Source organism: Streptomyces fulvoviolaceus (assembly GCF_000718165.1).
Classification (GTDB): Bacteria; Actinomycetota; Actinomycetes; order Streptomycetales; family Streptomycetaceae; genus Streptomyces; species Streptomyces fulvoviolaceus.
The window spans coordinates 99,029-124,221 of record NZ_JOEY01000020.1; the positions used below are offsets into that span (position 1 = coordinate 99,029).

The 25,193-nt window shown below is 71.9% G+C and carries 25 protein-coding genes; 16 read left to right on the forward strand and 9 right to left on the reverse strand.

Annotated features, from left to right (window positions below):
* Positions 1–42: 42 nt before the first annotated feature.
* Positions 43–840, reverse strand: a complete 798-nt coding sequence (locus tag IG08_RS0122160; RefSeq protein WP_030605217.1) for an SDR family NAD(P)-dependent oxidoreductase — start codon at positions 838–840, stop codon at positions 43–45.
* A 50-nt stretch (positions 841–890) separates the two neighbouring features.
* Here IG08_RS0122160 and IG08_RS0122165 point away from each other — a divergent pair, with 50 nt between their 5' ends.
* Positions 891–1,442 carry a hypothetical protein gene (locus tag IG08_RS0122165; protein WP_030605219.1) on the forward strand — a complete coding sequence of 184 codons (552 nt, stop codon included), beginning with the start codon at positions 891–893 and terminating at the stop codon, positions 1,440–1,442.
* Here the strand turns inward: IG08_RS0122165 and IG08_RS0122170 are convergent.
* The 5 genes from IG08_RS0122170 to IG08_RS0122190 all read right to left on the reverse strand — a co-directional run bounded on the left by IG08_RS0122170 (position 1,433) and on the right by IG08_RS0122190 (position 5,276).
* The gene (locus tag IG08_RS0122170; protein WP_030605220.1) at positions 1,433–2,347 is read right to left on the reverse strand and encodes an SDR family oxidoreductase; all 915 of its coding nucleotides are present in this window, start codon (positions 2,345–2,347) and stop codon (positions 1,433–1,435) included. The two genes, IG08_RS0122165 and IG08_RS0122170, sit on opposite strands and share 10 nt — an antisense overlap.
* Before the next feature lie 78 nt (positions 2,348–2,425).
* Positions 2,426–2,800, reverse strand: a complete 375-nt coding sequence (locus IG08_RS0122175) for a DUF4180 domain-containing protein (RefSeq protein ID WP_030605222.1) — start codon at positions 2,798–2,800, stop codon at positions 2,426–2,428.
* 24 nt (positions 2,801–2,824) lie between these two features.
* Complete coding sequence (locus IG08_RS0122180; protein ID WP_030605224.1) at positions 2,825–3,454, reverse strand: MBL fold metallo-hydrolase; 630 nt, start codon at positions 3,452–3,454, stop codon at positions 2,825–2,827.
* Complete coding sequence (locus tag IG08_RS0122185; RefSeq protein ID WP_030605227.1) at positions 3,454–4,542, reverse strand: S-(hydroxymethyl)mycothiol dehydrogenase; 1,089 nt, start codon at positions 4,540–4,542, stop codon at positions 3,454–3,456. The genes IG08_RS0122180 and IG08_RS0122185 overlap by 1 nt, the downstream gene beginning before the upstream one ends.
* Before the next feature lie 134 nt (positions 4,543–4,676).
* Positions 4,677–5,276 (reverse strand): hypothetical protein, encoded by a 600-nt coding sequence (locus tag IG08_RS0122190; RefSeq protein ID WP_030605230.1) that lies wholly within the window; start codon positions 5,274–5,276, stop codon positions 4,677–4,679.
* Between the two features lie 254 nt (positions 5,277–5,530).
* On the opposite strand from IG08_RS0122190, the gene IG08_RS0122195 reads away from it, so the two are divergent.
* From IG08_RS0122195 to IG08_RS0122210, 4 genes are read left to right on the forward strand one after another with little or no spacing between them, the layout of a single operon-like run.
* Positions 5,531–6,301, forward strand: a complete 771-nt coding sequence (locus IG08_RS0122195; RefSeq protein ID WP_052424827.1) for an isopentenyl transferase family protein — start codon at positions 5,531–5,533, stop codon at positions 6,299–6,301.
* Complete coding sequence (locus tag IG08_RS0122200) at positions 6,298–7,644, forward strand: FAD-binding protein (RefSeq protein WP_030605236.1); 1,347 nt, start codon at positions 6,298–6,300, stop codon at positions 7,642–7,644. Before IG08_RS0122195 ends, IG08_RS0122200 begins: the two co-directional genes overlap by 4 nt.
* Before the next feature lie 5 nt (positions 7,645–7,649).
* Positions 7,650–9,158: a TIGR00730 family Rossman fold protein gene (locus IG08_RS0122205; RefSeq protein ID WP_234342939.1), complete on the forward strand. Its 1,509-nt coding sequence runs from the start codon at positions 7,650–7,652 to the stop codon at positions 9,156–9,158.
* 32 nt (positions 9,159–9,190) lie between these two features.
* Entirely contained in the window at positions 9,191–10,945 is a 1,755-nt protein-coding gene (locus IG08_RS0122210; protein ID WP_030605242.1) for an ABC transporter ATP-binding protein, read from the forward strand.
* Here IG08_RS0122210 and IG08_RS0122215 read toward each other — a convergent pair.
* Positions 10,942–11,778, reverse strand: coding sequence for a (2Fe-2S)-binding protein (locus IG08_RS0122215; RefSeq protein WP_030605245.1), 837 nt, complete (start codon positions 11,776–11,778; stop codon positions 10,942–10,944). The genes IG08_RS0122210 and IG08_RS0122215 overlap by 4 nt on opposite strands.
* Positions 11,779–11,967: 189 nt before the next feature.
* Here IG08_RS0122215 and IG08_RS0122220 point away from each other — a divergent pair, with 189 nt between their 5' ends.
* The 9 genes from IG08_RS0122220 to IG08_RS0122260 all read left to right on the forward strand — a co-directional run bounded on the left by IG08_RS0122220 (position 11,968) and on the right by IG08_RS0122260 (position 23,061).
* Positions 11,968–12,960, forward strand: a complete 993-nt coding sequence (locus tag IG08_RS0122220; RefSeq protein ID WP_030605248.1) for a FecCD family ABC transporter permease — start codon at positions 11,968–11,970, stop codon at positions 12,958–12,960.
* The gene (locus IG08_RS0122225; RefSeq protein WP_030605251.1) at positions 12,957–13,997 is read left to right on the forward strand and encodes a FecCD family ABC transporter permease; all 1,041 of its coding nucleotides are present in this window, start codon (positions 12,957–12,959) and stop codon (positions 13,995–13,997) included. Before IG08_RS0122220 ends, IG08_RS0122225 begins: the two co-directional genes overlap by 4 nt.
* Complete coding sequence (locus tag IG08_RS0122230; RefSeq protein WP_106981000.1) at positions 13,994–14,857, forward strand: ABC transporter ATP-binding protein; 864 nt, start codon at positions 13,994–13,996, stop codon at positions 14,855–14,857. The genes IG08_RS0122225 and IG08_RS0122230 overlap by 4 nt, the downstream gene beginning before the upstream one ends.
* 38 nt (positions 14,858–14,895) lie before the next feature.
* Complete coding sequence (locus IG08_RS0122235; protein ID WP_030605255.1) at positions 14,896–15,918, forward strand: ABC transporter substrate-binding protein; 1,023 nt, start codon at positions 14,896–14,898, stop codon at positions 15,916–15,918.
* Between the two features lie 85 nt (positions 15,919–16,003).
* The gene (locus IG08_RS0122240; protein ID WP_030605258.1) at positions 16,004–17,176 is read left to right on the forward strand and encodes an ATP-grasp domain-containing protein; all 1,173 of its coding nucleotides are present in this window, start codon (positions 16,004–16,006) and stop codon (positions 17,174–17,176) included.
* Positions 17,173–18,891, forward strand: coding sequence for an IucA/IucC family protein (locus IG08_RS0122245; protein ID WP_030605261.1), 1,719 nt, complete (start codon positions 17,173–17,175; stop codon positions 18,889–18,891). Before IG08_RS0122240 ends, IG08_RS0122245 begins: the two co-directional genes overlap by 4 nt.
* Positions 18,888–20,087: an MFS transporter gene (locus IG08_RS0122250; protein WP_030605263.1), complete on the forward strand. Its 1,200-nt coding sequence runs from the start codon at positions 18,888–18,890 to the stop codon at positions 20,085–20,087. Before IG08_RS0122245 ends, IG08_RS0122250 begins: the two co-directional genes overlap by 4 nt.
* Positions 20,087–21,862 carry an IucA/IucC family protein gene (locus IG08_RS0122255; protein WP_030605266.1) on the forward strand — a complete coding sequence of 592 codons (1,776 nt, stop codon included), beginning with the start codon at positions 20,087–20,089 and terminating at the stop codon, positions 21,860–21,862. Before IG08_RS0122250 ends, IG08_RS0122255 begins: the two co-directional genes overlap by 1 nt.
* The gene (locus IG08_RS0122260) at positions 21,859–23,061 is read left to right on the forward strand and encodes a type III PLP-dependent enzyme (RefSeq protein WP_030605268.1); all 1,203 of its coding nucleotides are present in this window, start codon (positions 21,859–21,861) and stop codon (positions 23,059–23,061) included. The genes IG08_RS0122255 and IG08_RS0122260 overlap by 4 nt, the downstream gene beginning before the upstream one ends.
* A 47-nt stretch (positions 23,062–23,108) precedes the next feature.
* Here the strand turns inward: IG08_RS0122260 and IG08_RS0122265 are convergent, their stop codons facing one another.
* Positions 23,109–23,405, reverse strand: coding sequence for a hypothetical protein (locus IG08_RS0122265; RefSeq protein WP_030605270.1), 297 nt, complete (start codon positions 23,403–23,405; stop codon positions 23,109–23,111).
* A 170-nt stretch (positions 23,406–23,575) separates the two neighbouring features.
* On the opposite strand from IG08_RS0122265, the gene IG08_RS0122270 reads away from it, so the two are divergent.
* Positions 23,576–23,944, forward strand: a complete 369-nt coding sequence (locus IG08_RS0122270; protein ID WP_030605272.1) for a nuclear transport factor 2 family protein — start codon at positions 23,576–23,578, stop codon at positions 23,942–23,944.
* A 24-nt stretch (positions 23,945–23,968) separates the two neighbouring features.
* Here IG08_RS0122270 and IG08_RS54335 read toward each other — a convergent pair whose 3' ends face one another.
* Entirely contained in the window at positions 23,969–24,262 is a 294-nt protein-coding gene (locus IG08_RS54335; RefSeq protein WP_106981001.1) for a MarR family winged helix-turn-helix transcriptional regulator, read from the reverse strand.
* A gap of 20 nt (positions 24,263–24,282) precedes the next feature.
* On the opposite strand from IG08_RS54335, the gene IG08_RS0122280 reads away from it, so the two are divergent.
* A complete protein-coding gene (locus IG08_RS0122280; RefSeq protein ID WP_234342940.1) occupies positions 24,283–25,170 on the forward strand; it encodes a hypothetical protein in 888 nt (295 codons plus the stop codon).
* Positions 25,171–25,193 lie beyond the last annotated feature (23 nt).

Here is a 25,193-nt window from a genome sequence, read left to right on the forward strand (position 1 = left end):
GAGAGATCCTCACAGGACAAGTGAAAAGATCTCCAGCGATCCTTAAGTGTCGCTACCGTGTCGGACCGCTGCGTGGAATCCGTTGTTGACCGCGGTGAGGCCGCCGTCGACGACCACTGTCGTGCCGGTGATCCAGGCCGCGTCGCGGGAGGCGAGGAAGGCGACGGCGGCCGCGATGTCCTCGGGTTCGCCGACCCGGCCGAGCGGATACAGCTTGCGCATCTCGGCGAGTTCGTCGTCGCGTCCCTCCCAGGCGCTGGTGCGGACGGTGCCGGGCACGACCAGGTTGACGCGCACTCCGCGGGCGGCCGCGTGTCCGGCCACGGTGCGGGTCAGGGAGCCGAGACCGGCCTTGGCGGCGCTGTAGGCGTGGTTGCCGAAGTCCTGGAGGCCGTTGACGGAGCCGATGTTGACGACCGCGCCCCGTCCGGAGGCGGCCAGGTGCGGGAGGGCGGCGCGGCAGCAGCGGTACGGGCCGGTCAGGGTGATGTCCAGGTCGCGTGCCCACGTCTCGTCGGGTTCGTCCTCGAAGAGCGGGGCGGCGGGGGTGCAGCTGGCGGCGCTGTTGACCAGGACGTCGAGCGAGCCGAACGCGTCGACGGCGTGGGCGACGGCCCCCTCGACGGATGTCCGGTCCGCCACGTCGCACTCCAACGCCTCCGCCGTCAGCCCCTGTTCGCGCAGCTCCGCCGCGGTCTTCTCGGCCACCGGGCCGTCCCTGTCGGTCAGCAGCACCCTCGCCCCTTCCTCGGCGAGCCTGCGGGCGATGGCCGCGCCGATACCGCGAGCCGCTCCGGTGACGAGAACTCCGTACCCCTCAAAGCGCTTTGTGTGCGTCATGGGCTCGAAGGTAGTCCCGGAAAGATCAACCGGGCAGATAGCGTGCGCCCATGTCCGCGTTCATACAGCAACTCCCCGCGCTCATCGGCGTCGTCATCGGCGCGCTCGGTTCCTATCTCGCGGTCGTCCGGGGCGACCGCGTCCGGTTCCAGGGCGAGCAGGCGGTGCGCTGGGAGGAGCGGAAACTCGCGGTGTACACCGAGTACGCGCGGGCGGTGAAGAGGTCCGTCACGCTGACCTACCGGCTCGCCGCACACTTCGGCAACGATCCGAACCCGCATTCCCTGTCTCCGGAGGAGGCCGCGCCGCTGCTGGCCGAGGCCGATGTCGCGCGGGACCCGGCCGGGGAGGCGCTGATCCTGCTGGGCAGCACGGATGTGGTGGAGCGGGCCCGGGCATGGGTCGTCGTGGTCGTGGAGATGGAGAGGTTCCTGCGCGAGGGGACGCGGGATCCGGCGGCGTGGCAGGCCCTGCTGGAGCGGCAGCGCGCCGGACGCGAGGGCTACTACGCCGCCGTACGGGACGATCTGGCGCTGCCGCCCGGCCACTCGGCGCGCTGGCCGCTGCCGGTGAACGGCACAGGGCCTGAGCCTCAGCGGTAGCCCGTCGTGTCCGCCGGCTTGCCCGCGTCCTGGACCTCGACGAGGTAGCGCCAGGCGTCCGGGCGGCTGCCGTCGAGGTCCGTGAAGCCGTACGTCCTGGCGAGTGCGCCGCTGGAGAGGGACTCGCCGTTCCAGCGGGCCACGTCGGGGTCGGAGGCGAGCGCGGCGACGGCGCGGCCCACGTAGCGGGGTGTCTCCGAGATGGCGAAGTGCGGGACGCGGTTGAGGGCGTCGCGCCAGTTCTCCTCGCGCACCCCGAAGTTGTCCAGCATCATCTCCGAACGCAGCCAGCCGGGGGTCAGGGCGACGGCCGTGGCTCCGCGTGGTCCGAGTTCATGGCCGAGGGCGAAGGCCATGCGCAGGACGGACGCCTTGGCGAGGTCGTAGAAGAAGGAGTTGCGGTAGGTGTCGCGGTTGTAGTCCGCGGTGCCGTCGGTCATCTCGACCACCAGTCCGCCGGGGTTTCGCAGGAGCAGCGGCAGGGCGTGGTGGTTGGTGATGGCGTGCGTCTCGACCGCGAGCCTGAGCAGCCTGAGCCCGTTGTCGAGGTCGTGCTCCCAAATGGGGCTGTCCCACTCGAAGAGCTTCTCGCCGCCCCAGATGTCGTTGACGAGGACGTCGAGGCGGCCCTGGTCGGCGGCGATGCGGTCGACGAGCGTGCGGACCTGCGCCGGGTCCAGATGGTCGGTGGGTACGGCGACGCCGTGGCCGCCGGCCCCGGTGACCAGGTCGGCGGTGTCCTCGATGGTCTCCGGGCGGTCGTACTCCGAGCGCCGCTCCCGGGTGCTGCGCCCGGTGACGTACACGGTGGCACCGGCCGCCCCGAGCTCCACGGCGATGCCGCGTCCGGCTCCCCTGGTGGCTCCGGCTACCAGTGCGACCTTGCCCTGCAGCGGCTGTGACATGTCCGACCTCCCGTGTGCCCGATGTCGTATCGAGCATGACCGGAAAGCCGGACAACCTCTGTCACCTTTTCTTTCGGATCACCCGGCCGCGCGCAGTTTCTCGTCCAGAGCGTCGAGATCCGCCAGGAACCAGATGTGGCCGCCCTGGCTCGTCTCGTGGACGAAGTCACGCAGAGCCGTGCTCCCGGCCACGTGGTGGGAGACGTCCCCGACGACGGCGAGCCGTACCCGGTAGTTCACGAACTTCTGCATGATCGCGCCCGCGATCCCCGACCGCAGCCGGAAGAACTCCTCGCCGACCCGTTCCGCGGGGACTGCGACGACCTGCGCGTCCCGCCCCATCGCGTCGCCGATCAGATCGAGCGCCGCGCCCTCGCCGTCGAGTTGCGGCCCGTCGGAAGCGCAGCGCAGCACGCCCACGCCATGGAGGTTCACGAGTTCGTCGGAGGTCATGGCAGGTGGCGTATCGCCGGTCGATCAGTGCCCGCGGGCGATCCACTCCTGAAGGTGCGGGGCCTCGGCGCCGATGGTGGTGGGGTCGCCGTGGCCGGTGAGGACCTTCGTCTCGGGTGGGAGCGCGAGCAGGCGGTCGCGGATCGAGTCGATGATCGTCGGGAAGTGGGAGTAGGAGCGGCCGGTGGCGCCGGGACCGCCCTGGAAGAGGGTGTCGCCGGTGAACACGGTCGCCAGACCCGGGTCGTAGAGGCAGACCGCACCGGGCGCGTGACCGGGGGTGTGCAGCACCCTCAGATCGACTCCGGCAGCCTCGATCACCTGGCCGTCGAGGAGGTGCGCGTCGGGGTCGCGGTCGGGGTGGGTCTGCTTCCACAGCGGCAGGTCGTCGGGGTGCAGCCAGATCGTGGCGCCGGTGCGGTCGGCGAGGGCCGGGGCGGCGTCGATGTGGTCGTTGTGGGCGTGGGTGCACACGATCGCGGTCAGCCGACGGTCGCCGACGGCCTCGGCGATGGCGTCGGCGTCGTGGGCGGCGTCGATGACGACGACCTCGTGGTCGTCACCGACGATCCACACGTTGTTGTCGACGTCCCAGGTGCCGCCGTCGAGGCTGAACTGCCCGGAGGTGACGAGGCGTTCGATGCGCGCGGTCATCAGAGCACCACCACCGAGCGCAGGACGTCGCCGTGGTGCATGCGCTCGAACGCCTTCTCCACCTCGTCGAGTTGGATGGTCTCGGTCACGAACGCCTCCAGGTCCAGGCGGCCTTGCAGATGCAGGTCGATCAGCATCGGGAAGTCACGGCTCGGCAGGCAGTCGCCGTACCAGGAGGACTTCAGCGAACCGCCGCGCCCGAACACGTCCAGGAGCGGGAGTTCCAGCTTCATCTCCGGGGTGGGCACACCGACCAGGACGACCGTGCCGGCCAGGTCGCGGGCGTAGAAGGCCTGCTTGTACGTCTCGGGGTGGCCGACCGCCTCGATGACCACGTCGGCGCCGAAGCCGCCGGTCAGCTCGCGGATCGCCTCGACCGGGTCGGTCTCGCGCGAGTTGACGGTGTGGGTGGCGCCCATCTCGCGCGCCTTGGTCAGCTTGTGCTCGTCGATGTCCACGGCGATGATCTTCGCGGCGCCGGCCAGGCTGGCCCCGGCGACGGCCGCGTCGCCGACCCCGCCGCAGCCGATCACCGCCACGGTGTCACCCCGGCCGACCTGGCCGGTGTTGATCGCCGCGCCGATGCCGGCCATCACTCCGCAGCCGAGGAGCCCGGCCACCGCGGCGGAGACCGACGGGTCGACCTTGGTGCACTGCCCGGCCGCGACCAGCGTCTTCTCCGCGAACGCGCCGATGCCCAGCGCCGGGGAGAGCTCCTGCCCGGTCGAGGCGAGCGTCATCCTCTGCGTCGCGTTGTGGGTGTCGAAGCAGTACCAGGGCCGCCCGCGCAGACAGGCCCGACACTTCCCGCACACCGCCCGCCAGTTGAGAATCACGAAGTCGCCGGGCGCCACGTCGGTCACGCCCTCGCCGACCGACTCCACCACGCCCGCGGCCTCGTGGCCGAGCAGGAAGGGGAACTCGTCATTGATGCCGCCCTGCTTGTAGTGCAGGTCGGTGTGGCAGACGCCGCAGGCCTGGATCTGCACCACGGCCTCGCCCGGTCCCGGGTCCGGGACGACGATCGTCTCGATCCGCACCGGCTCGTCCTTCCCCGGTGCGATCACCCCGCGTACCTCCTGCGCCATGGTCCTGACCCCTTCGTTCGACCGGTGTACGTCCTTCCGACCCTACGGGTAACTGATCAGTAACGGCATGGATCGTCGGTCACGGCCGTGCCCGCGGGAAGCCCACGGCCGTGGCCCCGGCAAGCCCACGCCCGTCACCGCAGGAAGTCCCGGACGGCCCCCGCGACGGCCTCCTCGTCCAGGCCGCTCCGGCCGTCCTGGCCGCCCCGGCCGTCCAGGGACAGCAACCGGTGTGGCACATGGACCAGCGTCTCGGCGACATGGCGGGCCGAGGTGCCGGGCAGCCCTGGTCCGACGAGCACCACGTCCGCGTGGTCGGCGGCGAGTACGGCCGTCCGCAGGCCGACCTCGTCGAAGGGCCGCAGGGTGCGGGCGTAGAGCACGGCCAGGTCCAGTCCGGCCGTGGCACGGAGCACCGGATCGAGCGTGGCGCCCACCGCGAGGACCACGCCGGCGAGCCCTTCCCGGACCAGCTCGAAGCCTTCGGTCGCGGCGCGCGGTTCGGCGTTGGACTCGGCGGAGACATGGACGTAGGCCCGCTCCCCGCGCCGGACGGCGCCCAGGATCGCCTGCCGCACCTCGACGGGGTGTCCGGGCACGTGAAGGGTCCAGTTCGGGTCGGCGGCGAACCGGGTCAGTTCCTCCACGGTTCCGTAGCCGACGACGACGCTGCCATCACCGGTCGGGGACGGGGGAACGGTTTCGGCGACGGCGAGCAGCATGTCGGACTGCATGGGAGCGACCTCCTGCGGGTGAGTTCCGTGAGCACGGCAAGAATTCGACAAGAATTCCGTGGACGCTCATTCATATAGATCTGGATTCCCTTCCAGCAAGCTTGCAAAGCCGGGCACTTTAACCTTTAACAAGCTCACAGAAATGTGGCTATCTCTTTGCCCCGTCCAGGTCCGCGCCTGGTTCGTGATCACGCATCTCGCGCGTAGGTTGACGCTCGTCTTTCCCTGCACACAAAGCGGAAGGGGACACCGTCATGACGGAGAGGGAAACGCCTCAGGAGGCGCGTCCGCAGGTCCATCTCATCGCGGGGCCGACCGGCGTCGGAAAGAGCGCGGCGGCCACCGAGCTGGCCCGCGCGAGCGGGGCACCGATCGTCGTCGCGGACCGCTTGCAGTGCTTCACCGACCTGGCCACGACAAGCGCCCGGGCGGGCGCAGACGAGCCGGGCGTGTGCAGGCACTGGCTCGGGGACCGGACCTTCGCGGACGGCGACCTGTCCGCGGTCGAGGCGACGAATGCCCTGGTCGAGCTGGTGGACCGGCTCGGTGCGGAGCATCCGTCGGTGATCATCGAAGGGGGGTCGATCTCGCTCCTGCGGGAGCTGTCCGCCCGCCGGGCCGAGCTGCCCTGGCGGCTGACGGTCAGCGTCCTCCCGCTTCCCGACCACGACTCGTACGTCGCCGCCCTCACCCGCCGGGCGTTCACGATGCTCGCTCCGGCCGCCCCCGGCCGGAGCCTCCTCGATGAGCTGGCCGCACTCTGGCACGATCCCCGGCAGCGGCGGCTCGCGGCCTCCGTCAACGGTTTTGAGGCCGTGCTCGAATGTTGCGCCAAGTATTCACTTGATGTGGAGAAGGTCGCCGACGGGGAACTGTCCGAAAACGTCCTGACCCGAATGGCCGCGCTGATCGCGGAACGGCACGCGGAGCACGGACTTCTGCAGCACCGGATCTTCGGCGACATCTTCGGGGACCGGATTTCGGGACCTGAATTCGGCCACGGTTCGTGGGGGCGGGCGGCATGAAGGGAATATCCGATCTCCTTTCCCTGCCCGACGCCCGTGCCGAGCGTATGACGGGCGCGGCGGACGACTTCGGTCACATCGTCGGCTCCCGGCCCCTGGGCGTCCTCGCGGCGCACTCCGCCGACGCGATCCGGGAACTGGTGGCCTTCGCCGGTCCGCGCGGACTCCCGGTCTCCGCGCGCGGCGGCGGACACGCGCTGTACGGCCAGGGGCAGGCGCACGGCGGATACGTCGTCGACACGGGTCGGCTGAACGAGGTGCGCTGTGAGCCGGGCGACCGGACGCTGAGCGCCGGGGCGGGCGCGACGTGGAGCGATGTCGTGGGGACCGCCCTGGCCGAGGGGCTCGCGCCGCCGGTGATCCCCGACCATCTCGGCACCAGCCTCGGCGGGGTGCTGAGCACCGGAGGCTTCGGCGCGACCAGTCACCGGCACGGCCTGGTCGCGGACTGGGTACGGGAGTTGGACGTCGTCACGGGTGCCGGCGAGCTGCTGACCTGCTCGCGGCAGCGGCATCCCGACCTGTTCGACGCCGTTCTCGCCGGTCTCGGCCAGTGCGCGCTGATCGTCCGGGCCACCCTCCAGCTGCTCCCCGCCCCCGCACACGTCCGGCGCTTCCGCCTGTACCACGCCGCGCCGGAGAGCTACCTCACCGACCAGCGGCGGCTCTGCCGTGACGGCCGTTTCAGCCACGTCTGCGGACAGGTCCGGCCCTCGGTCGGCGGCACCTGGACCTGCATGATCGAGGCGGTCGCCCCGCACACACCCGAACTGCCCGTCGACGACGACCTGTTGATCGGGAACCTGGGCCACGACCGCGACACCGTGGAGATCGAGGATCTCTCCTACGAGGAGTACCTGCACCGTCCGGACCGCGACGAGCGCCTCCTGCGCGCCACGGGCGAGTGGCAGCGCCCGCACCCGTGGCTGTCGCTGCTGCTCCCGGAGGACGCCGCCGCCTCCTTCGTGCCGGCCGTGCTGGCCGACCCGGACCAACAGGGGCTGCGCACCTGCGGTGTGGTCCAGCTCCGCCCGCTGACGGGCCGTACGCTCCGGGCCCCGCTGCTGCGCAGGCCCCCGGACGAGCGCCTGTGCCTGCTCACCCTGATGCGGACGGCCCCGCCCACGGACCCGGCCGCAGTACGGCGGCTGGTCTCCGCCAACCGCACGGTCTACGAACGGGCCAGGGCCGTCGGCGGAGTCCTGCACCCGGTCAGCGCGCTCCCGATGACCCCGTCGGACTGGCACGGCCACTTCGGCCCGGCCTGGCAGGATCTCGCCCACGCCAAGGACCGCCACGACCCGTACCGGATCCTCACCCGGGGGTACGGACTGTGGCCGTAAACGCCGTGACCACCGTGACCGTGTTCTGCGGCGCCTCCCCGGGCCGTCGCCCCGACCATCTGCGGAACGCCGAGGAGCTCGGCCGCGCGCTCGCGGAGGCCGGCCTGGGAGTGGTCTACGGCGGCGCCCGCACCGGGCTCATGGGCGCGCTCGCGGACGCGGCCCTGGGCGCCGGAGGGACGGTGACCGGCGTGGTGCCGCGCCGCATGCTGCCGTACGAGCTCACGCACACCGGGCTGACCCGGCTGGACGTGGTCGGGGACCTGCATCAACGCAAGGCCCGGATGGGCGAGTTGGGCGACGCGTTCGTGGCGCTGCCGGGCGGGCTGGGCACCGTGGAGGAGCTGATCGAGGTGCTGTCGTGGGCGCAGTTGCGGATCCATGACAAGCCGTGTCTGCTGCTGGATCCGTCCGGTTTCTACGAGCCGCTGCTGTCCTTCCTGGAGCACGCGCAGGACGAGGGGTTCCTGCATCCCGGCGACTTGGAGCGGATCGTGGTGTGCCGCTCGGCCCGGGATGTGGTCGACCGTCTGGCGGCTCCCGTGAAGACCAGCACGGTCCCGGTGCCGCTCCCCCGGGCCCGGACCGCGTTCCTGTTCTCCGCGGCCGGTTCGCAGCAGCCGGGCATGGGCCGTGAACTCCACGCCGCGTTCCCGGTGTTCGCGGCGGCTCTCGACGAGGCCTGCGCACTCCTCGACCCGTACCTCGAACTGCCGCTCCGGGACGTGATGTTCGCACCTGCCGGCACGTCCACCTCCGCGCTCCTCGACCGCATCGCGTTCGGTGCTCCGGCGATCTTCGCTCTGCAGGTCGCGCAGTACCGGCTCCTGGAGAGCCAGGGGCTCGAACCGGACGTGCTGTTCGGGTACTCGGCCGGACACCTGGCCGCCGCCCACGCGGCGGGCGTCTTCTCGCTGCCGGACGCCTGCCGTGCGATGGGCACGCTGTCGCGGCTGATGGCCGGGCTGCCGGAGGGTGGCCGGATGGCGGCCGTCGAGGCGTCCCCGGGCGAACTGCGCCTGGGGCGGGGCGTGGTGGTCGCCGCGGTCAACGGACCGCGGTCCGTGGTCGTGTCGGGCGACGCCGAGGCGGTGGCCGAGGTGTGCGAGGAGTGGGCGACGCGCGGGCGCCGCACGCAGGTGCTGCGCGCCGACGTCGCGCCGCACTCCCCACGCTTCGACCCCCTGCTGGACGAGTACCGCCGCACCCTGCTCACCATGGACCTGCGCGCTCCGCGCCGCCCGTTGCTCTCCGACACCGCCGCCGAGCCGGTCACGGCGGAGCAGGCCACCGCACCCGACTTCTGGGTGCGCACGGTCCGCGAACCCGTCCGTTTCGCGGACGCGGTCGGCCGTATGCACCACGACGGCGTGACCGCCTACGTGGAACTGGGGCCGGGCGAGGTGCTGGCGGGCATGCTCGGCGCCTGCCTGCCCCCGGGCGGTGCCCGGCCGCTCGTGCTGTCCGTCGCCCGTAACTGGCAGGCACCGCGGGAGGACGCCGACGTAGCCTGAACGCGCCGCACCCGCAGGCCCGAAGGAGCGCCGTGAGCATCACCAAGTCGGAAACCGGTCCGCCCGCGTGGCGGCTGCTCCTCGGATACGTACGGCCGCACCGGTGGGCCCTGCTGGCGGGCGCCCTCCTCTCGCTCGTCACCGGGGCCACCGGGCTGCTGCTGCCGCTGGTGGCACGGGAGTTGATCGACGATCTCTCGCACGACCGCACCATCACCGGTGCGCTGGTGCTCATGTCGGGGCTGGTGGTCGCCAACGCGGCGGTGGGCGCGCTGGGTTCGTACGTGCTGCGGCGCACCGCGGAGTCGGTGGTGCTCGGTGCGCGGCGGGCCCTGTCGTCGTATCTGCTGCGGCTGCGTATCACGGCCGTGGACCGCAGCGAGCCGGGCGATCTGATGGCCCGCATCACCTCGGACACCACCCTGCTGCGCGAGGTGACCACCGACTCGCTCGTAGGCCTCGGCACCGGCGGCCTCACACTGGTCGCGACGGTGGCCATGATGGGTCTGGTCGATCCGGTGCTGCTGGGCGTCACGCTGGCGGTGATCCTGGCCGCGGGCACGATCCTCGGCGTGATCGTGCCCCGCATCAACCGGGCCAGCCGGCAGGCGCAGGACGCGGTCGGCGTGATGGGTGCCTCGCTGGAGCGGATCCTCGGCGCGCTGCGCACGGTGAAGGCGTCCGGCGCCGAGCACCGGGAGGAGCGCACGCTGCACGCGGCCGCCGAGGAGTCGTGGCGGCAGAGCGTGCGGGCCGCCAAGTGGTCGGCGGCGGCGGGCAACACGGCGGGGCTGGCGATGCAGATCGCGTTCATCACGGTGCTCGCGGTGGGCGGGGCACGGGTCGCGACCGATGCCATCGACGTGGGCACGCTGGTCGCGTTCCTGCTGTACGTCTTCTACCTCATGTCGCCGATCCAGCAGGTCGTGGGCGCGATCACCCAGTACCAGACGGGTGCCGCGGCCCTCGCCCGTATCCAGGAGGCGCTGAGCCTGCCCGCCGAACCGGCCTCCCTGCCCTCGCCGTTGCCCGCCCCCTCGGCGGAACCCGCCGCCCTGGCCTTCGACGACGTGCGCTTCCGGTACGCCGACGATCTGCCGTACGTCCACCACGGGGTGACGTTCGCCGTACCCGCCCAGGGCATGACGGCGTTCGTCGGCCCGTCCGGCGCGGGCAAGACCACCGTCTTCTCGCTCATCGAGCGGTTCTACGACCCCGAGTCCGGGACCGTCACGCTGGACGGCCGGGACCTCGCGGACTGGGAGCTGTCCCAGCTCCGTTCCGCGATCGGCTATGTGGAGCAGGACGCGCCCGTCCTGTCGGGTTCGCTGCGGGACAACCTGCTGCTGGGCAACCCGGACGCGGACGACGACGCCCTCACGCGTGTGCTGAAGACGACCCGGCTCGACGGCATGATCGCCCGCCTGCCCAAGGGCCTGGACACGCTGGTGGGGCACCGCGGTACCAGGCTGTCGGGCGGCGAACGCCAGCGCGTGGCCATCGCCCGTGCCCTGTTGCGCCGTCCCCGCCTGCTGCTCCTGGACGAGGCCACCTCGCAGCTGGACGCGGTGAACGAGGCGGCGCTGCGCGACACCGTGGCCGACGTCTCCCGTACGACCACGGTTCTGGTCGTCGCGCACCGGCTGTCCACGGTGACGATGGCCGACCGGATCGTCGTGATGGACGCGGGCCGGGTCCGCGCGGTGGGAACCCATCGCGAACTGGTGGCCGCCGATCCGCTGTACGCGGAGCTGGCGGCGACGCAGTTCCTCGCGACGGCCGGCTAGTTCTCCAGTCGGCGCAGCCGTGCGGCGTCGGACGTACGGGGGCAGGTCCCGCATGCCTCGGCCGGACGGATCGCGTAGAACATGCAGCATCCGGTGCGGGTCCGGGTCGCGTGCCGTCGGCCGTCCTCCCCCACCAGGTACCGGAAGCCGGCGCCGTCCGGGTACGGGGGCACACCGATCGGGAGCACTTCGGTGGCGGCGCGGACGGCCGCGCCCTCCTGGCCGAGCATCCGGCCGAGATACCAGATGCCGGAGACGAGATCGTCCGCGACCATGCCCCACAGGGCCCGCGCCCGGCGTCGTGCGACGGGACCGATCACGGCCAGCAGCGGGCGCATGTGGTCGGCGACCGCCATGCGCAACTGTGCCCTCAGCAGCTCCTCCTGAGGGAGCATCAGCACTCCGGGAAGGCCGGCGACGGGATCGCCGGCCAGACAGGCGAGCTCGGTGCCGGGTGTGAGCGCGTACGCACCTGTGGCGAGATCGAGCCGAAGGTCCTCGGGACGGATCCGGGGCACCCGCCGTTCCAGGTACCAGGCACCGCCCATCAGTACGCCGACGGTCCAGGCGTAGTCGTGCAGGGCGCGCGAGGCTGCGACGTCCCGGCGGACGCGCACACCGTAGCGATTGTGAATTCGGGTCGCCTCGGCGTCGACGAAGGCATCGAGCAGGTCCTGGTCCGCCATCAGATCGGCGGCTGTCACGCCCGCTTGAACCGTCCCGTCCACCACGCGCACGGTCAAGGCCTCGCAGACGTCGGCCAGCCGCCGGTACACCTCCCCGAGGGCGTGCGTGACCGCATTGTCCGGCTGAGTCTTCAGAACCACGGACATCGGCACTCCTGCACAAGGAATTCATAGAGAATTGGATAGGTAAGGCTCACCTTACCCCTAAGATCAACGTGCGGGCGATCAAGGGAGTTCCATGTCAAGGCGCTCGCACAGGCAGTTGAAATGTAAAGCAAGGCTAACCTAAGCTCACACCTCGTGACCGCGACCCAACGGGGCGCACCCACCACAGGTGTGCCCTTTCGTGCCTTCAGGCACATAACCCTCTTCCTCGTCGGCCTCGGAGCCCTGACCCTCTGCACCGCACTGAGCCTCGCCCTCGGCGCCCGTTCCGTGCCCCTGTCCACGGTGACGGACGCCCTCTTCGGCGACGCCCACGGACGGGACGCGCTCGTGGTGACCGGCCTGCGCCTGCCGCGCACGGTCATCGGCCTCGCGGTCGGCGCGGCGCTCGGCGTGGCGGGAGCCGTTGCGCAGGCAATCACCCGCAACCCGCTCGCGTCGCCGACCACGCTCGGCATCAACGCGGGCGCCGGTTTCGCGGTGGTCGTCGCGATCTTCGCGCTGAAGCTCAACGACCCTGTCGAGTACGTGTGGTTCGCGTTCGCCGGTGCGGCCGGTGCCGCCCTGTTCGCCCAGGCGCTGGCCCGCCGGGCCGGGGACATCGATCCCGTACGGCTCGCGCTCGGCGGCACCGTGCTCCAACTCGTGCTGCTGTCCTGGACGTCGGCGGTGATGCTGATGAACCAGCGCACGCTCGACGAGGCCCGCTTCTGGCTCGCCGGATCGCTGTCCGGGCGGCCCCTCGACGTGCTGTGGCCGGTGCTGCCGACCCTGATGCTCGGCCTGGTGATCGCACTGGCCGTCTCCCCCGCACTCAACGCCCTTGCCCTGGGCGACGATTCGGCTCAGGCGCTCGGGGTTCCCGTCACCCGGATCCGCCTCGCGGGCGGCATCGCGGTCGTGCTGCTCGCCGGATCGGCGGTCGCCGTGGCCGGGCCGGTCGCCTTCATCGGCCTCGCCGCGCCCCATCTCGTACGGCCCCTGCTCGGCGGCGACCACCGGCTGCTGGTGCCCGGCTGTCTGATCGCCGGCCCGCTGCTGCTCCTGTCGGCCGACGTGCTCGGCCGGCTGGTGATCCGCCCCTCGGAGCTGGAGGTCGGCATCGTGACCGCGTTCCTGGGTGCGCCTCTGCTGGCGCTGCTCGCCCGGAAGGTGGCCCGATGACGAGCGTCGTTCGCAAGGGGGCCACTTCGCGTGCTCGCCTCCGTCGCCGTGTCCTGGCGTTCACCGCCACCGGTGCCGCTGCTCTGTTCGTCCTGCTCACCGTGTCCCTGACGACGGGTGAGATGAGCATCCCCGCAACCACCGCTCTGCGCGCCCTCGTCGGGCTCGGGGACCCGGGTGATGTGCTGGTGGTGCAGCAGTTCCGGGCGCCCCGGTCCGTGGCGGCGATCGTCGCCGGTGCGGGGCTGGGGGCGGCGGGATGCGTGCTGCAGCGGCTGTTCCGCAATCCCCTGGCGTCTCCCGATGTCATGGGCGTGACCGGCGGTGCCTCGCTGGGTGCGGTCGCGCTGATCGCCGCCGGTGCCTCGCAGACCCTGATCCCCTTGGGTGCGCTGGGTGGCGGTCTGCTCGCGGCACTGCTGTTGGGCGTGTTCGCCTGGCGCTCCGGGCTCGCCGTCACCCGGCTGGTCCTCACCGGCCTCGCCGTCCAGGCGGGCCTCGCCGCCGCCGTGAACCTCATGATCGTGCGCTTCCCCGCCGAACTCGCGGGCTCCGCGCTGCAGTGGACCACCGGCTCGGTCTACGGCCGTACATGGCCGGAGGTGTGGGGAGCGGCCGGTGCCATGGTGCTCGCGCTCACCGCCGCGCTCGTCCTGCACCGTCGGCTCGCCGTGCTGGACCTCGGGGACGACTCGGCGGGCGCCCTCGGCCTCAACACGTCCACGGCACGGCTCCAACTCATGGTCATCGCCGTCGTGTTGGCATCGCTGGCCGCCGCGCTCGCCGGTCCGGTGACGTTCGTGGCACTCGCCGTGCCGCACATCGTGCGGTTCGTGACAGGGCCGCCGACCGCCGCGTCCCTGGCGCTGGCCTCGCTCACCGGGGCGGTGCTGCTGCTCGCCTCCGACCTGGTGGTGCAGCACCTGCTGCCGATCGAGGGCCTGCCGGTCGGCGCGGTCACCGCCACGCTCGGCGCGCCCTGGCTGCTGGTGCTGATGTTCCGCCAGAGCTCGCCCGTCCAGAGGAGTCACGCATGACCGGCGCACCGGAGCCCCGTATGACCGGCGAACAGGAGTCACCGATGGCCGCCGCCAACCAGCTCTCCACGCAGGCCCTCGATCTGCGCTACGGCGACCGGCTCGTCGTCAGCGGACTGGACCTCACGCTGCCCGGCGGCGCGGTCACCGCGATCGTCGGCCCCAACGCCTGTGGCAAATCAACCCTGTTGCGCGGTCTGAGCCGCCTGCTCGCCCCGGCCGCCGGCAGCGTCACGCTCGACGGCGCCGACATCCACCGTATGCCCGCCCGCGCGCTGGCCCTGCGGATGGGGCTGCTGCCCCAGCAGCCGGTCACCCCGGAGGCGATCACCGTCGAGGCGCTCGTACGGCTGGGCCGCTACCCGCACCAGCGGCTGCTGAGCCCCTGGTCGGCCACCGACCAGAAGGCCGTCGACGAGGCCCTGGGACGCACCGGGACCGCGGTGCTGCGCGACCACCCGGTCGACCAGCTCTCCGGTGGGCAGCGCCAACGCGCCTGGATCGCACTGGCGTTGGCGCAGGACACCGAACTGCTCCTGCTCGACGAGCCGACCACGTTCCTGGACCTGCGACACCAGCTCGACGTTCTCGACCTGGTGGCCGCCCTGCACGCCGAGGCGGGCCGCACCGTGGTGATGGTGCTGCACGACCTCGGACAGGCCGCCCGTTACGCGGACCACATGGTGGTCCTCAAGGACGGCCGCCTGGCCGCCGCGGGCACCCCGGCCGACATCCTCGACGCGGACCTGGTCAGATCCGTGTTCGACGTGGACTGCCGGGTGATTCCCGACCCGGAGACCGGCACCCCGCTGGTCATCCCGAAGGGCAGCGCGATGCGGCACTCCGCCGCGTCCGCCTGACCGTCCCTGCACAACCCGCACAGAAAGACCGACCCCCCATGTTCCAGCGCTCTCCCCTGCGTGGATTCGGCCGGCTTCTCGCCGTGCTGCTCTCCGTCCTGCTCGGTACGGCCGCCCTGGCCGCCTGTGGCAGCGACAACTCCTCCGACGAGGCCGACACGGCGAAGGCGAGCGGCGTCTCGTCGACCGCCTTCCCGCGCACCCTCAAGACCGTGATGGGCGACGTGAAGATCCCGTCCCAGCCGAAGCGGGTCGTCGTGCTCGACACCGGCGAGCTGGACGACGTCACCCTGCTCGGCATCGACCCGGTCGGCGCGGTCGCCCCGCACTTCAAGACCGAGGGCGGCTTCCCGACGTACCTGAAGGGCGAGTTGGACGGGACGGCGGACGTCGGCCCCCTCCTGGAGCCCAACCTGGAGAAGATCGCCTCGCTCAGGCCCGACCTGATCCTGTCGTCCAAGGTCCGGCACGAGGCGGTCTACGACAAGCTCAGCGCGATCGCCCCGACCGTCTTCACCGAGACCACCGGCGGTGTCTGGAAGGAGAACCTGAAGGTCCACGCCCAGGCGCTCGGCCTGGAGAAGGAGGCCGCGGCCAAGCTCAAGGAGTACGAGACGCAGGCCAAGGCGCTGGGTGCGGCGATCAAGAAGAAGGACGGCGGCACGATGCCGACGGCGTCCGTGGTCCGCTTCATCGCCGGTCCGACCCGTCTCTACCAGTCCAACTCCTACAGCGGTGTCGTCCTGAACGACATCGGCTTCAAGCGGCCCTCGTCGCAGGTCTCCGACGACCCCGAGGTCACGATGAAGGACGTCAGCCCCGAGCAGATCGACCAGGCCGACGCCGACCTCATCTTCGTCACCAGCGCCGACGCCGAGGACAAGACCCAGAAGAAGCAGGTCACCTCCAACCCGGTGTGGAAGTCCCTCACGGCCGTGAAGGACGGCAAGGTCTTCGAGGTCCCGGACGAGACGTGGATGTCCGGCATCGGCGTCCAGGCCGCGGAGCAGATGCTCGCGGACGTGGCGAAGGCCACCGGTGTGGAGCTCCCCGCGAAGTAACTCCCGCTGATTTCGGGGCGGGCCGCGACCACCAGCCGCGGCCCGCCCCAACCCCCCACCCGCTAGCGGAAGTTGTCTCTCAGCCATGCGCCTGTACCTGCTTGCCCTCAATCCCACCGACTCCGTCACCGAGGGCTTCCTGCCCGCGGCCACCCGGCTGGGCCTGGACGTCACCGTCCTCACCGACCAGCCCGACGCGCACCGCCGTATGTATCCGGACGTCGAGATCCTGGAGTGCGACGTCCGTGACTTCCGGGCCGTGATCACCCGGATCTCCACGCACCACCGGCCCGACGCCGTCTTCACCAACAGCGATCACCTGCAGACCCAGGCCGCCCTGGCCGCCGCCTACTTCGGACTCCCCGGCAAGGACTGGCGGGCCGCCCTGCGCACCAAGGACAAGGCCGAGATGCGCCGCCGGCTCGCCGCCGCCGGTGTCGACTCGGTCTGGTCGACCGAGATCACGGAGCCGAGCGCACTGGACGCGCCGTACCCGTGTGTGGTCAAGCCGCGCGAGGGCGTGGCCAGCGAGGACGTCGTCCTCGTCGCCGGCCCGGAGGAACTCGCGACGCACTCCAAGGAGATCCTGGACCGGCGCCCGGGCACCGTCCTGGTCGTGGAGGAGTTCCTCCCCGGCGAGCTCTTCACCCTGGAGACCCTCGGCGACGGCCGCGTCCGTCATGTCCTGGGCGGCTTCCACACCGAGCTGTCGCCGCCGCCGTACTTCATCGAGGAACGCCTCGTCTTCGTCCCGGCCCACCCCGAGCCGGTCGTCGCGCAGGTCCTCGCCCAACTGGACGCGCTGGGCGTCGGGTTCGGCGCTTGTCACACCGAGTTCGTGGTGCACGAGGGGCGGGCACGGATCATCGAGGTCAACTACCGGGCCATCGGCGACCAGTGCGACCTGCTGCTGGCCCGGCTGCTCGGCATCCCGCTCTTCGAGCACATCCTGCGCACCCACCTCGGCGAGCCGCTCCCGGCCGACCTGGACGCCCGCAGTGACGGAGCCGCCCGCCTGGAGTACGCGTGCGCCGACCGCGCCGGAACCCTGACCGCTGCTCCCGCGGCCACGGAACTCGCCGTCGACGGCGTCCATCTGACGTACCGTCCGCTGAGGGACGTCGGCGAGCGGCACGAGTTGTACCGCACCAACCGGGACTACCTGGGCGTCCTGCGCGCCGTCGGCACCGACCAGCCGACCGTGGACCGGGTCTCGGCCGACTTCCTGGCGGCCCAGCGCTGGGAGATTCAGCCGTGAGCGCGCCGGCTGTCACGGACACCTGCGCGGCGGAGCTGCTCACCCGCGTGCTGAGCGCTCTCCTCCGCGAGGACGTGGTCGGGCTGCGCACCCGCAGCACGCTCGTGCGACGGGAGGACGGCGACTGGCTGCTGCTGCCGACGCCGGAGGGTGACGCGCTGCTGCTGCCCGTCACCGAGGACGGCTACCAGGCCGAGTACGCCGCCCGGCTGCCGCTGCTCGTACGGGAATCCGACGGCGAGGAGCTGACCTCGTACGAGAGCGCCCTCGGTGCGCTGCGCGAGCTCGCCGAGCCCGTGGACCGGGATGGCTTCGACGCGTTCGACGAGGAGTGCCGCCAGACGCTGGAGACGATGCGGCTGCACGCGGCGACGCAGTCGGAGGTCTCCGGACGGCTGACCGCACGGTACGGCGGAGACCCGGCGCGCTGGACCGGCCTGGCCGGCGGGCTGGGGTTCGAGACGCTCGCCGCCCGCCTGGACCATCCCGTCTACCCGACCGCACGTGGCCGCTCGGGGCTCACGGAGGAGCAACTGCGGGCGTACGCCCCGGAGTTCCACCCGCGCTTCGCCCTGCGCTGGCTCGCCGTGCCCCGCGAGGCGGTCGCCCTGACGGGCACGCTTCCGTCGTTCTGGCCAACGCCCGCGTCGCTCGGGCTGCCCGAAGTACAGGGCACCCATATGGCGTTGCCCGTGCACCCGTTGACCGTCGGCGCCCCGCTCGAAGAGGCGTTGCGGGCCACCGGCCTCACGGACAGCGCGGTGCTCGCCGAGCGCGCGTACCTGGAGGTCGTACCGACCCTGTCGATGCGGACCGTGGCGACGGCCGCGGACCCGTCCGTGCATCTCAAACTCCCCCTGGCCACCGCCACGTTGGGGCTGCGCAACAAGCGGTCCATCAAGCCCGGCACCCTCGTGGACGGCGCGGCGGGACAGCGCCTGCTGGAGGCGGTGGCACGTCGGGAACACCGCTTCCGGGCCATGATCCTGCACGCCGACGAGACCACCTACGCCCACGGGGGGCACGAGCTGCTCGCCGTCCTGTGCCGCCGCTACCCCGCCGGTCTCGACGGCGCGGTGGTCGTGCCGATGGCCGCGCTCCTCGCCCCGGCGCCCGACGGGCGGCTGGTCGTGGACCATCTGGCCGACCGGTTCTACGGCGGCGACCCGCTCGCCCTGCTGGACGCCTGCCTGACGCTCCTGTTCGACTGGCAGACCACGCTGTTCGGCCAGGGCATCGCACTGGAGTCGCACCAGCAGAACGTCTCGCTGGTGCTGCGGCCCAGGAGTCTGCGCCTGCTGTTCAAGGACAACGACGGGCCGCGCATCAACACCCGCCGCCTGGAGCCCGTTCTCCCCGGGCCGTGGGGCTTCGACGACACGCGGACCTTCGGCACCGAGGACGGGCCGGTCGCCGATCTCTTCGCGACCATCACGGTCCATCTGTGCGCGGGGGCCTACGCGTTCGGGCTCGCCCAGCACCGTCCGGCACTGCTCCGCCTCATTCGGGACCGGCTGACGGAGGCGGTGGACCGGCTCGGCGGTGACGCGGGCGCCGTCCTGCGGGCCCGGGTACTGGAGGCGCCACGGCTACCGGTGAAGGCGATGGTCACGGCCGGCACGCTGCTGTCCAAGGAGCGTTCGGGCGCCGCCGACATCAACAAGCACTACACCACCGGGCCCAACTACCTGCTGCGGGCCGGGGGTTCGGCATGAGCGGGGCGGCTCTGCGGATGCCGCGCGCCGCGTCCGCTCGCGGCCAGGTGCACGCCGTCGCGGGCTGCTACTTCGTCGCCTCCTTCGCGGCGCTCGGGCTGCCGCCGTATCTCACCGAGATCCTGCCGGAGCTGGGCGACCGGGACGCCCGCTGGGCGGGTGTCCTGTACATCGTCCCGACCGTGTTCGGCGGACTCTTCGCCCCGCTGTGGGGGCGGCTCGCCGACCGCTACGGCCGTAAACGGCTGCTGCTGCGCGCCCAGTTGGGGCTGACCCTGTCCTTCCTGCTGGCGGGCTGGGCCGACTCGCTGCCCACCTTCACGGTGGCGCTGATCCTGCAGGGCATCCTGGGCGGCACGTTCGCCGCGTCCAACGGATACCTCGGCGCCACCCTGGAGGGACCGGCACTGTCCAGGGCCCTGACCCTGATGCAGGGCAGCGCGCGGGCCGCGCTGGTCGTCGCGCCGATCGTGGTCGGTTCGCTGTCGGGCTGGCTGTCGCCGCACCGCCAGTACGCGTTGCTCGCCGTACTCCCGCTCACGGCCGCGCTGTTGCTGGCGGCTCTCCCCGAACCGGGACCTGCCGCCCAGGAGTCGGAGAGCGAGCCCGCGACGATTCCCGAAGCGCCTCCGACGGTGTCACTGAGGGCTTTGTACGTCCTGGAGTTCGCCTTCGTGTTCTCCACCGTCGTCTCCTTCCCGTATCTGATCGCCTTCGTCGACGAACGGCTCCCGGGCACGTCACCCCTCCTGTCCGGCGTCCTCTTCGCCCTGCCCCACCTGTGCTACCTGGTGGCGGCCCTGGCGGTGCACTCCGCGTTCCACAGCCGCCCGCGGGCCGGGATCGCCCTCGGGTTCGCCTGTATAGCCCTCGGCCTGGCCGGGCACGGCGGTGCCGATTCGCTGGCCGCGCTGATCGCCGTACGCCTCCTGCTGGGCGTGGGACTCACGCTCGGCCTGGTGTGCCTGCAGGTGCTGGCCGCCGAGTGCGCCAAAGGGCGGGCGCCCGGCGGGCTGTTCGGCTCACTGGAGTTCTTCTCCAAGGCCGGCGCGGTCGCCGCCGGCATAGCCGCGGCCGTGGGCAGCGCCCGCTTCGGCCCCACCGCCCCCGTCCTGACCGGCAGTGCCGCCGCCACGGTCACGGCCCTCGCGACCCTGATGCCCCCACTGAACCGCCGCACCCGCTGGAGCCGTTGATGCCCTCGCTGACCCTCCCCCAGACTTCGTCCGAGGGGACCCCCCTCTCGCTTCGCTCGCCCGGGAGCAGCACCGCCACCTCCGCCGAACTGCCCACCGCCGACGAGGCCGTGGCCCACACACTGCTCAACTGTCTGCTGCGCGAGGTGTCGGGGCCCGAGCGCCAGAGCGTCGTCACCGACGGACGGCTGCTGCTGCGGCTGCCGCGGCGTGGGGTCCTGCTGCGTGTCGCCCTGCGCCGCACCTCGCTGTTGGGCGCGCACCGGTTCACGGGCCCGGTGAGCGAACAGCGGGACGGCGACTGGTCGGAGATGGACTGGCGGCGCCTGGCCGAGTACACGCACGACGAGCTGTCGCTGCGCACCGGTGTGCGCAACGAGGAGTTCCTGGAGCAGATCGCCTCCAGCCACGAGGCCGTGTCGACCGCACTGGCCGCCACCCGCCCCTCCGGCTCTTCGGACAGTCCGCTGTCCGCCTACCTCGCCTCGGAGCAGTCGCTGCTCTTCGGTCACCGCTTCCATCCCACGCCCAAGGCCCGCACCGGCGACCCGCGGTCCTGGTCGGCGTATGCGCCGGAGGCCCAGGCCTCCTTCCCCCTGCGGCATCTCGCGGTCCGGACGCACCTGGTCGCCGAGGAGTCCGCGGACCCGTCGGCCCCGGCCGCGCTGGACCGGCAGCGGTCGGACGTCCCGGACGGCTACCGGCTGCTGCCCGCCCACCCCTGGCAGTACGAGACACTCCGGGAGCACCCGGCGCTGCGCGCGGCCCTCGACCGCGGCGACGTCCTCGACCTCGGCCCGGGCGGTCAGCCCTTCGCCGCCACCGCGTCGGTGCGCACCCTGTACGACGGCGAGACGTTCCTGAAGTTCAGCCTGAACGTGCGCATCACCAACTGCCTGCGCAAGAACAGCAGTTACGAGCTGTCCGGCGCCGTCGCCCTCACCCGCGCCCTCGCTCCGGCACTCGCCGACCTCGCCGAACGCTTCCCCGGCAGCGCCGTACTCCGCGAGCCCGCCTACCGCACGCTCGCCCTCCCGGGCCCCGACGGCACCCCGGACCGCGCGCTGTTCGAGGGCTTCGGCGTCATCGTCCGCGAAGGCCTGCCGCAGCGCCTCGCACCCGGCACCACTCCCCTGCTGGCGGCCGCCGTGGCCGACGAGTACCCGACCGGCGCCGCGCACATCTCCCGCCTCCTCGACGGCGCGGACGAACAGACGGCACTCGCCTGGTGGTCGGCCTACCTCGACCTGCTGCTCCCACCGGTCCTGGCCGCCTACTTCGACCACGGCCTGGTCCTCGAACCCCACCTCCAGAATGTCCTGGTGTGCGTGTCCGGCGACGGCATGCCCGCCCAGGTCCTCTTCCGCGACCTGGAGGGCACCAAGCTGGTCCCCGAGCACCACGCGGACACCCTGGCCGCCCTGTCGCCGGAGGTCGCGGGGCCGATGACGTACGACGCGCAGCGGGGCTGGGACCGTGTCGTCTACTGCCTGCTGGTCAACCACGTCGCCGAGCTGCTCGCCGCCCTCGCCGACCTGCACCCGCGGGCGGAGTCCGCGCTGTGGGCGCGGGTGCGCGGCACGCTCCAGGCGTACGCCGACCGGCACGGCTGCCCGCCCCGTCTCGCCGCCCTGCTCGCCGGGGTTCCGCTGCCCGCCAAGACCAACCTGCTGACCCGCTGGGAGCGCAAGGCCGACCGCGAGGCCGGTTACGTCCGGCTGCCGTCCCCGCTCGCCGAGGACATCCTGCGCGACACGACCGGAAGGACCCGATGACCGACCCGACACCCGCGGTCCGCGACCGCACCCTGTCCCTGCCCTCCGCCGAACTGCCCGCGTACCTCTACGACTTGGCGGCTCTGCGCACGCACGCGGCCGCCGTCCGGGAGGCCCTCCCCGAGCGGGTCGAGGTGTACTACGCCGCCAAGGCCAACCCGGAACCGGAGATCCTCGCCGCGCTCGGTCCGTACGTCGACGGCTACGAGGTCTCCTCGGGCGGTGAACTCGCCCATGTCGCCGGGGCGGTGCCGGGCCGGCCGCTCGCCTTCGGCGGCCCCGGCAAGACGCCCGACGAGGTGACGGCCGCGCTGGAACACGGAGTCGATCGCTTCCACGTCGAGAGCGCGTACGAGCTGCGCATGCTGGCCGAGTTGGCTCGACGCGTCGCGCCGGGGCGGCGGGTGGCGGTGCTGCCGCGCGTCAACCTCCCGGTGGCCGACGGCTCGTTGGCGGGCAGCTCGCTGGCGATGGGCGGCCGTCCGACGCCCTTCGGCCTGGACCCCACCCGCGCCCTCGAACTCGTCAAGGCTCTCACCGACGGCACCTACCCGCAGCTCGAACTGCAAGGCATCCACGCCCACTTGGCCAGCGGACTGGAGGCCGCGGAACAGCTGGTGGTGGCCGAGACCGTCGTCTCCTGGGCCGTGGGCCTCGGCGTGCCCCTCGCCGAGGTGAACGTCGGCGGCGGCATGACCGTCGACTACGCCGCCCCGGAACGCCGCTTCGACTGGGCCGCGTACGGTCGCGGCCTCGCACAACTGACGGAGGCGCACCCGGAGTTGACGCTGCGCATCGAGCCGGGGCGGGCGCTGACGGCGTACTGCGGCTGGTACGCGACCGAGGTGCTGGACGTGAAGCACAGCCACGGCGAGGAGTTCGCCGTCGTCCGGGGCGGCACCCATCACCTGCGGACCCCGGCGACCAAGGGCCACGACCAGCCCTGCTCGGTACTCGAGGTGGACGCCTGGCCGTATCCCTGGCCGCGCCCCGCTGCCGAGTCCGCGCGGATCACCCTCGCCGGACAGCTGTGCACACCGAAGGACCTGCTGGCCCGACGGGTGCCCGCGCCCGGGCTCAGGGCCGGGGACCGGGTCGTGTTCTCACTCGCGGGTGCCTACGCGTGGAACATCTCCCACCACGACTTCCTGATGCACCCGCGGCCGGGATTCCACTTCCTGGACGCAGGGCGCGGGTAACGCGAAGGGCCGCCCGTTTCCGGGCGGCCCTTCGTGGTGCGCGGGTGTCAGTACTGGATGCCGGGAATCAGACCGGTGACCGGAGCGGCCATGTCCGTGAGCTGGTGCAGCTGGTTGAGGTCGTTCAGCCGGTTGAGCTGGGCGAGCTGCTCGGAGGCCAGCGGGATCTCGTCCTTGTGCTCAGCCGGGATGTCACTCAGGGCGAGCGAGTCGAGCGCGGCGATGGGGCTGAGCCCGCTCGTGTCAGGGACAGCCGCGTCGGCTGCGTTCGCGAGGGGAGCGGTGAGGCCGGTGACGCCCACGGCAAGACCCACGGCGGCAACGATACGTCGAGTTGAGATCATGTTTTCAGCAACGCCGGCGGGCCCGCCGCGGACACGGCCACCCGGTCCCCCTCACCCGTCAGGCGCAGTGCAGCGGCTGCGCTTGCCGAGCCCGCCGGGGCGGAGGAGTCTCGAAGGGAGAGGCCTACGGCCCGCTCCTCGTCGGGCCGCGGCCTTCCAAGGAGGTCACCATGGGCACCGCGGCAAGCTCCGGTTTCAGCACCGAAACGCTGCGCCGGGCCATCGAAGGACACACACCGGCGACTCTTCTGTCGCTCTACGCGGACGACGCCGAGATTCGCGTCGTGGACCGCAATACCCAGCCAAGCCAACCCAAGGTCCTGCACGGCCGTGACGAGATCAGCGGCATGCTCAGCGACGTCTACAGCCGCGACATCAAGGCGCACAAGCTGGAGGAGTGCGTCATACAGGGCGACCGTGCCGCGTTCACCGAGTCCTGCGAGTACTCGGACGGGGTCCGGGTCTTCGCCGAGTCGATGATCTCGCTGCGCGACGGCAAGATCACCGAACAGACCATGATCCAGGCGTGGGACGAGTAAGGAGAAAGCTGCCGGGGGTCCAGATCACGACCCGGCTGACCTGGACCTTTTCGGCGCGGACGACGCCGGCACGGCCGCGTCCGGCCCGGATTCGGCTGCCACGACCAGCTTCCGCAGCAGCTCTGCGAGCGTCTGCCGCTCTGCTGCGGACAGTGCTGCGAGGAGCGCGACGTCACCCGCTTCCTCCGACGCCACGTGCTGCTCGAACACGGCGTTTCCGGCCTCGGTGAGCCGGACCCGCACCCGTCTGCGGTCGCCGCTCTGATGCGTACGACTGATCAGCCCGGCCTCCTCCAGCGGACCGAGCCGCGCCGACATCGCGCCCCGGTCAGTCCGAGGTGGTCGGCCAGGAGCGAGGGACCCGCGGTGTACGGCGGACCGAGCCGGCGCAGGGCGTCGTCGATTTCCACGAACTCCTCGCCGCTGCCCGTGAGTTGTCACTGGCAGGAAGGTGGGACCGGGCGCTGCGCCTTCTGGACGCCACGACCTGTGCCGCCCCCGGGGACCGCGCACGCCTCGCCCTGGCGTCGGCCGAAGTCGCCCTTCAGAGCGACTGGTTCGGCGGTACGGAGCTCACGACCGTCCGTGCCGAGCACGCGGCGAAGGAGTCGCCGGGCCCCGACCGGGACCTGGACTTCGTACGGCCGCGGCGCGACTGTCTCCGCCTGCTGCGCAGCGAGGGCACGTTCCGGCCCGGCCCCGAGGGCAAGGATCCCGAGGCACTCTCGGGGATCCGGCGCAGCGCGATCGACCTGCGCGAAGGCGCCCCCGACGAAGTGCGCCGGGGGTTGGCCTCGATGTACCTCGGGCTGGTCGCCGGACTGATCGCCGACAACCTCTTCGGCGACCGCGCCGCCTCGCCCGCCCCCTACGAGGCCGCCCTCCACGCCGGCGAGTCGGGCGGCGACGACCTGCTGGTCCGCGGGGCCCTGCGCCACCTCGGCGACCACGACCACGACGCCGGCGATCACGACCGCGCCCTGGAGCGCCGGCAGCGGGCCACGGCCCTGGGGGCGCGGGCGGGCATGGTCCCCGGGATGCTGACGCAGCAGATGCTGCTGGCGGTGCCGGCCCGTGGCACGGGTGACGAGGCCGGGGCGACCGCGCTGGCGGCGGCGATCGCCCGCTGGGCCGAGGCCATCGGTACCGCCCGTATCCACGCTCAGGCGACCGGCCTCCTCCTCGGGGCCGATCCGACGGCACCGCCCCAGGAAGGCGGGTCCTGACCGCCGTAGGGGCTCGGTTAGGC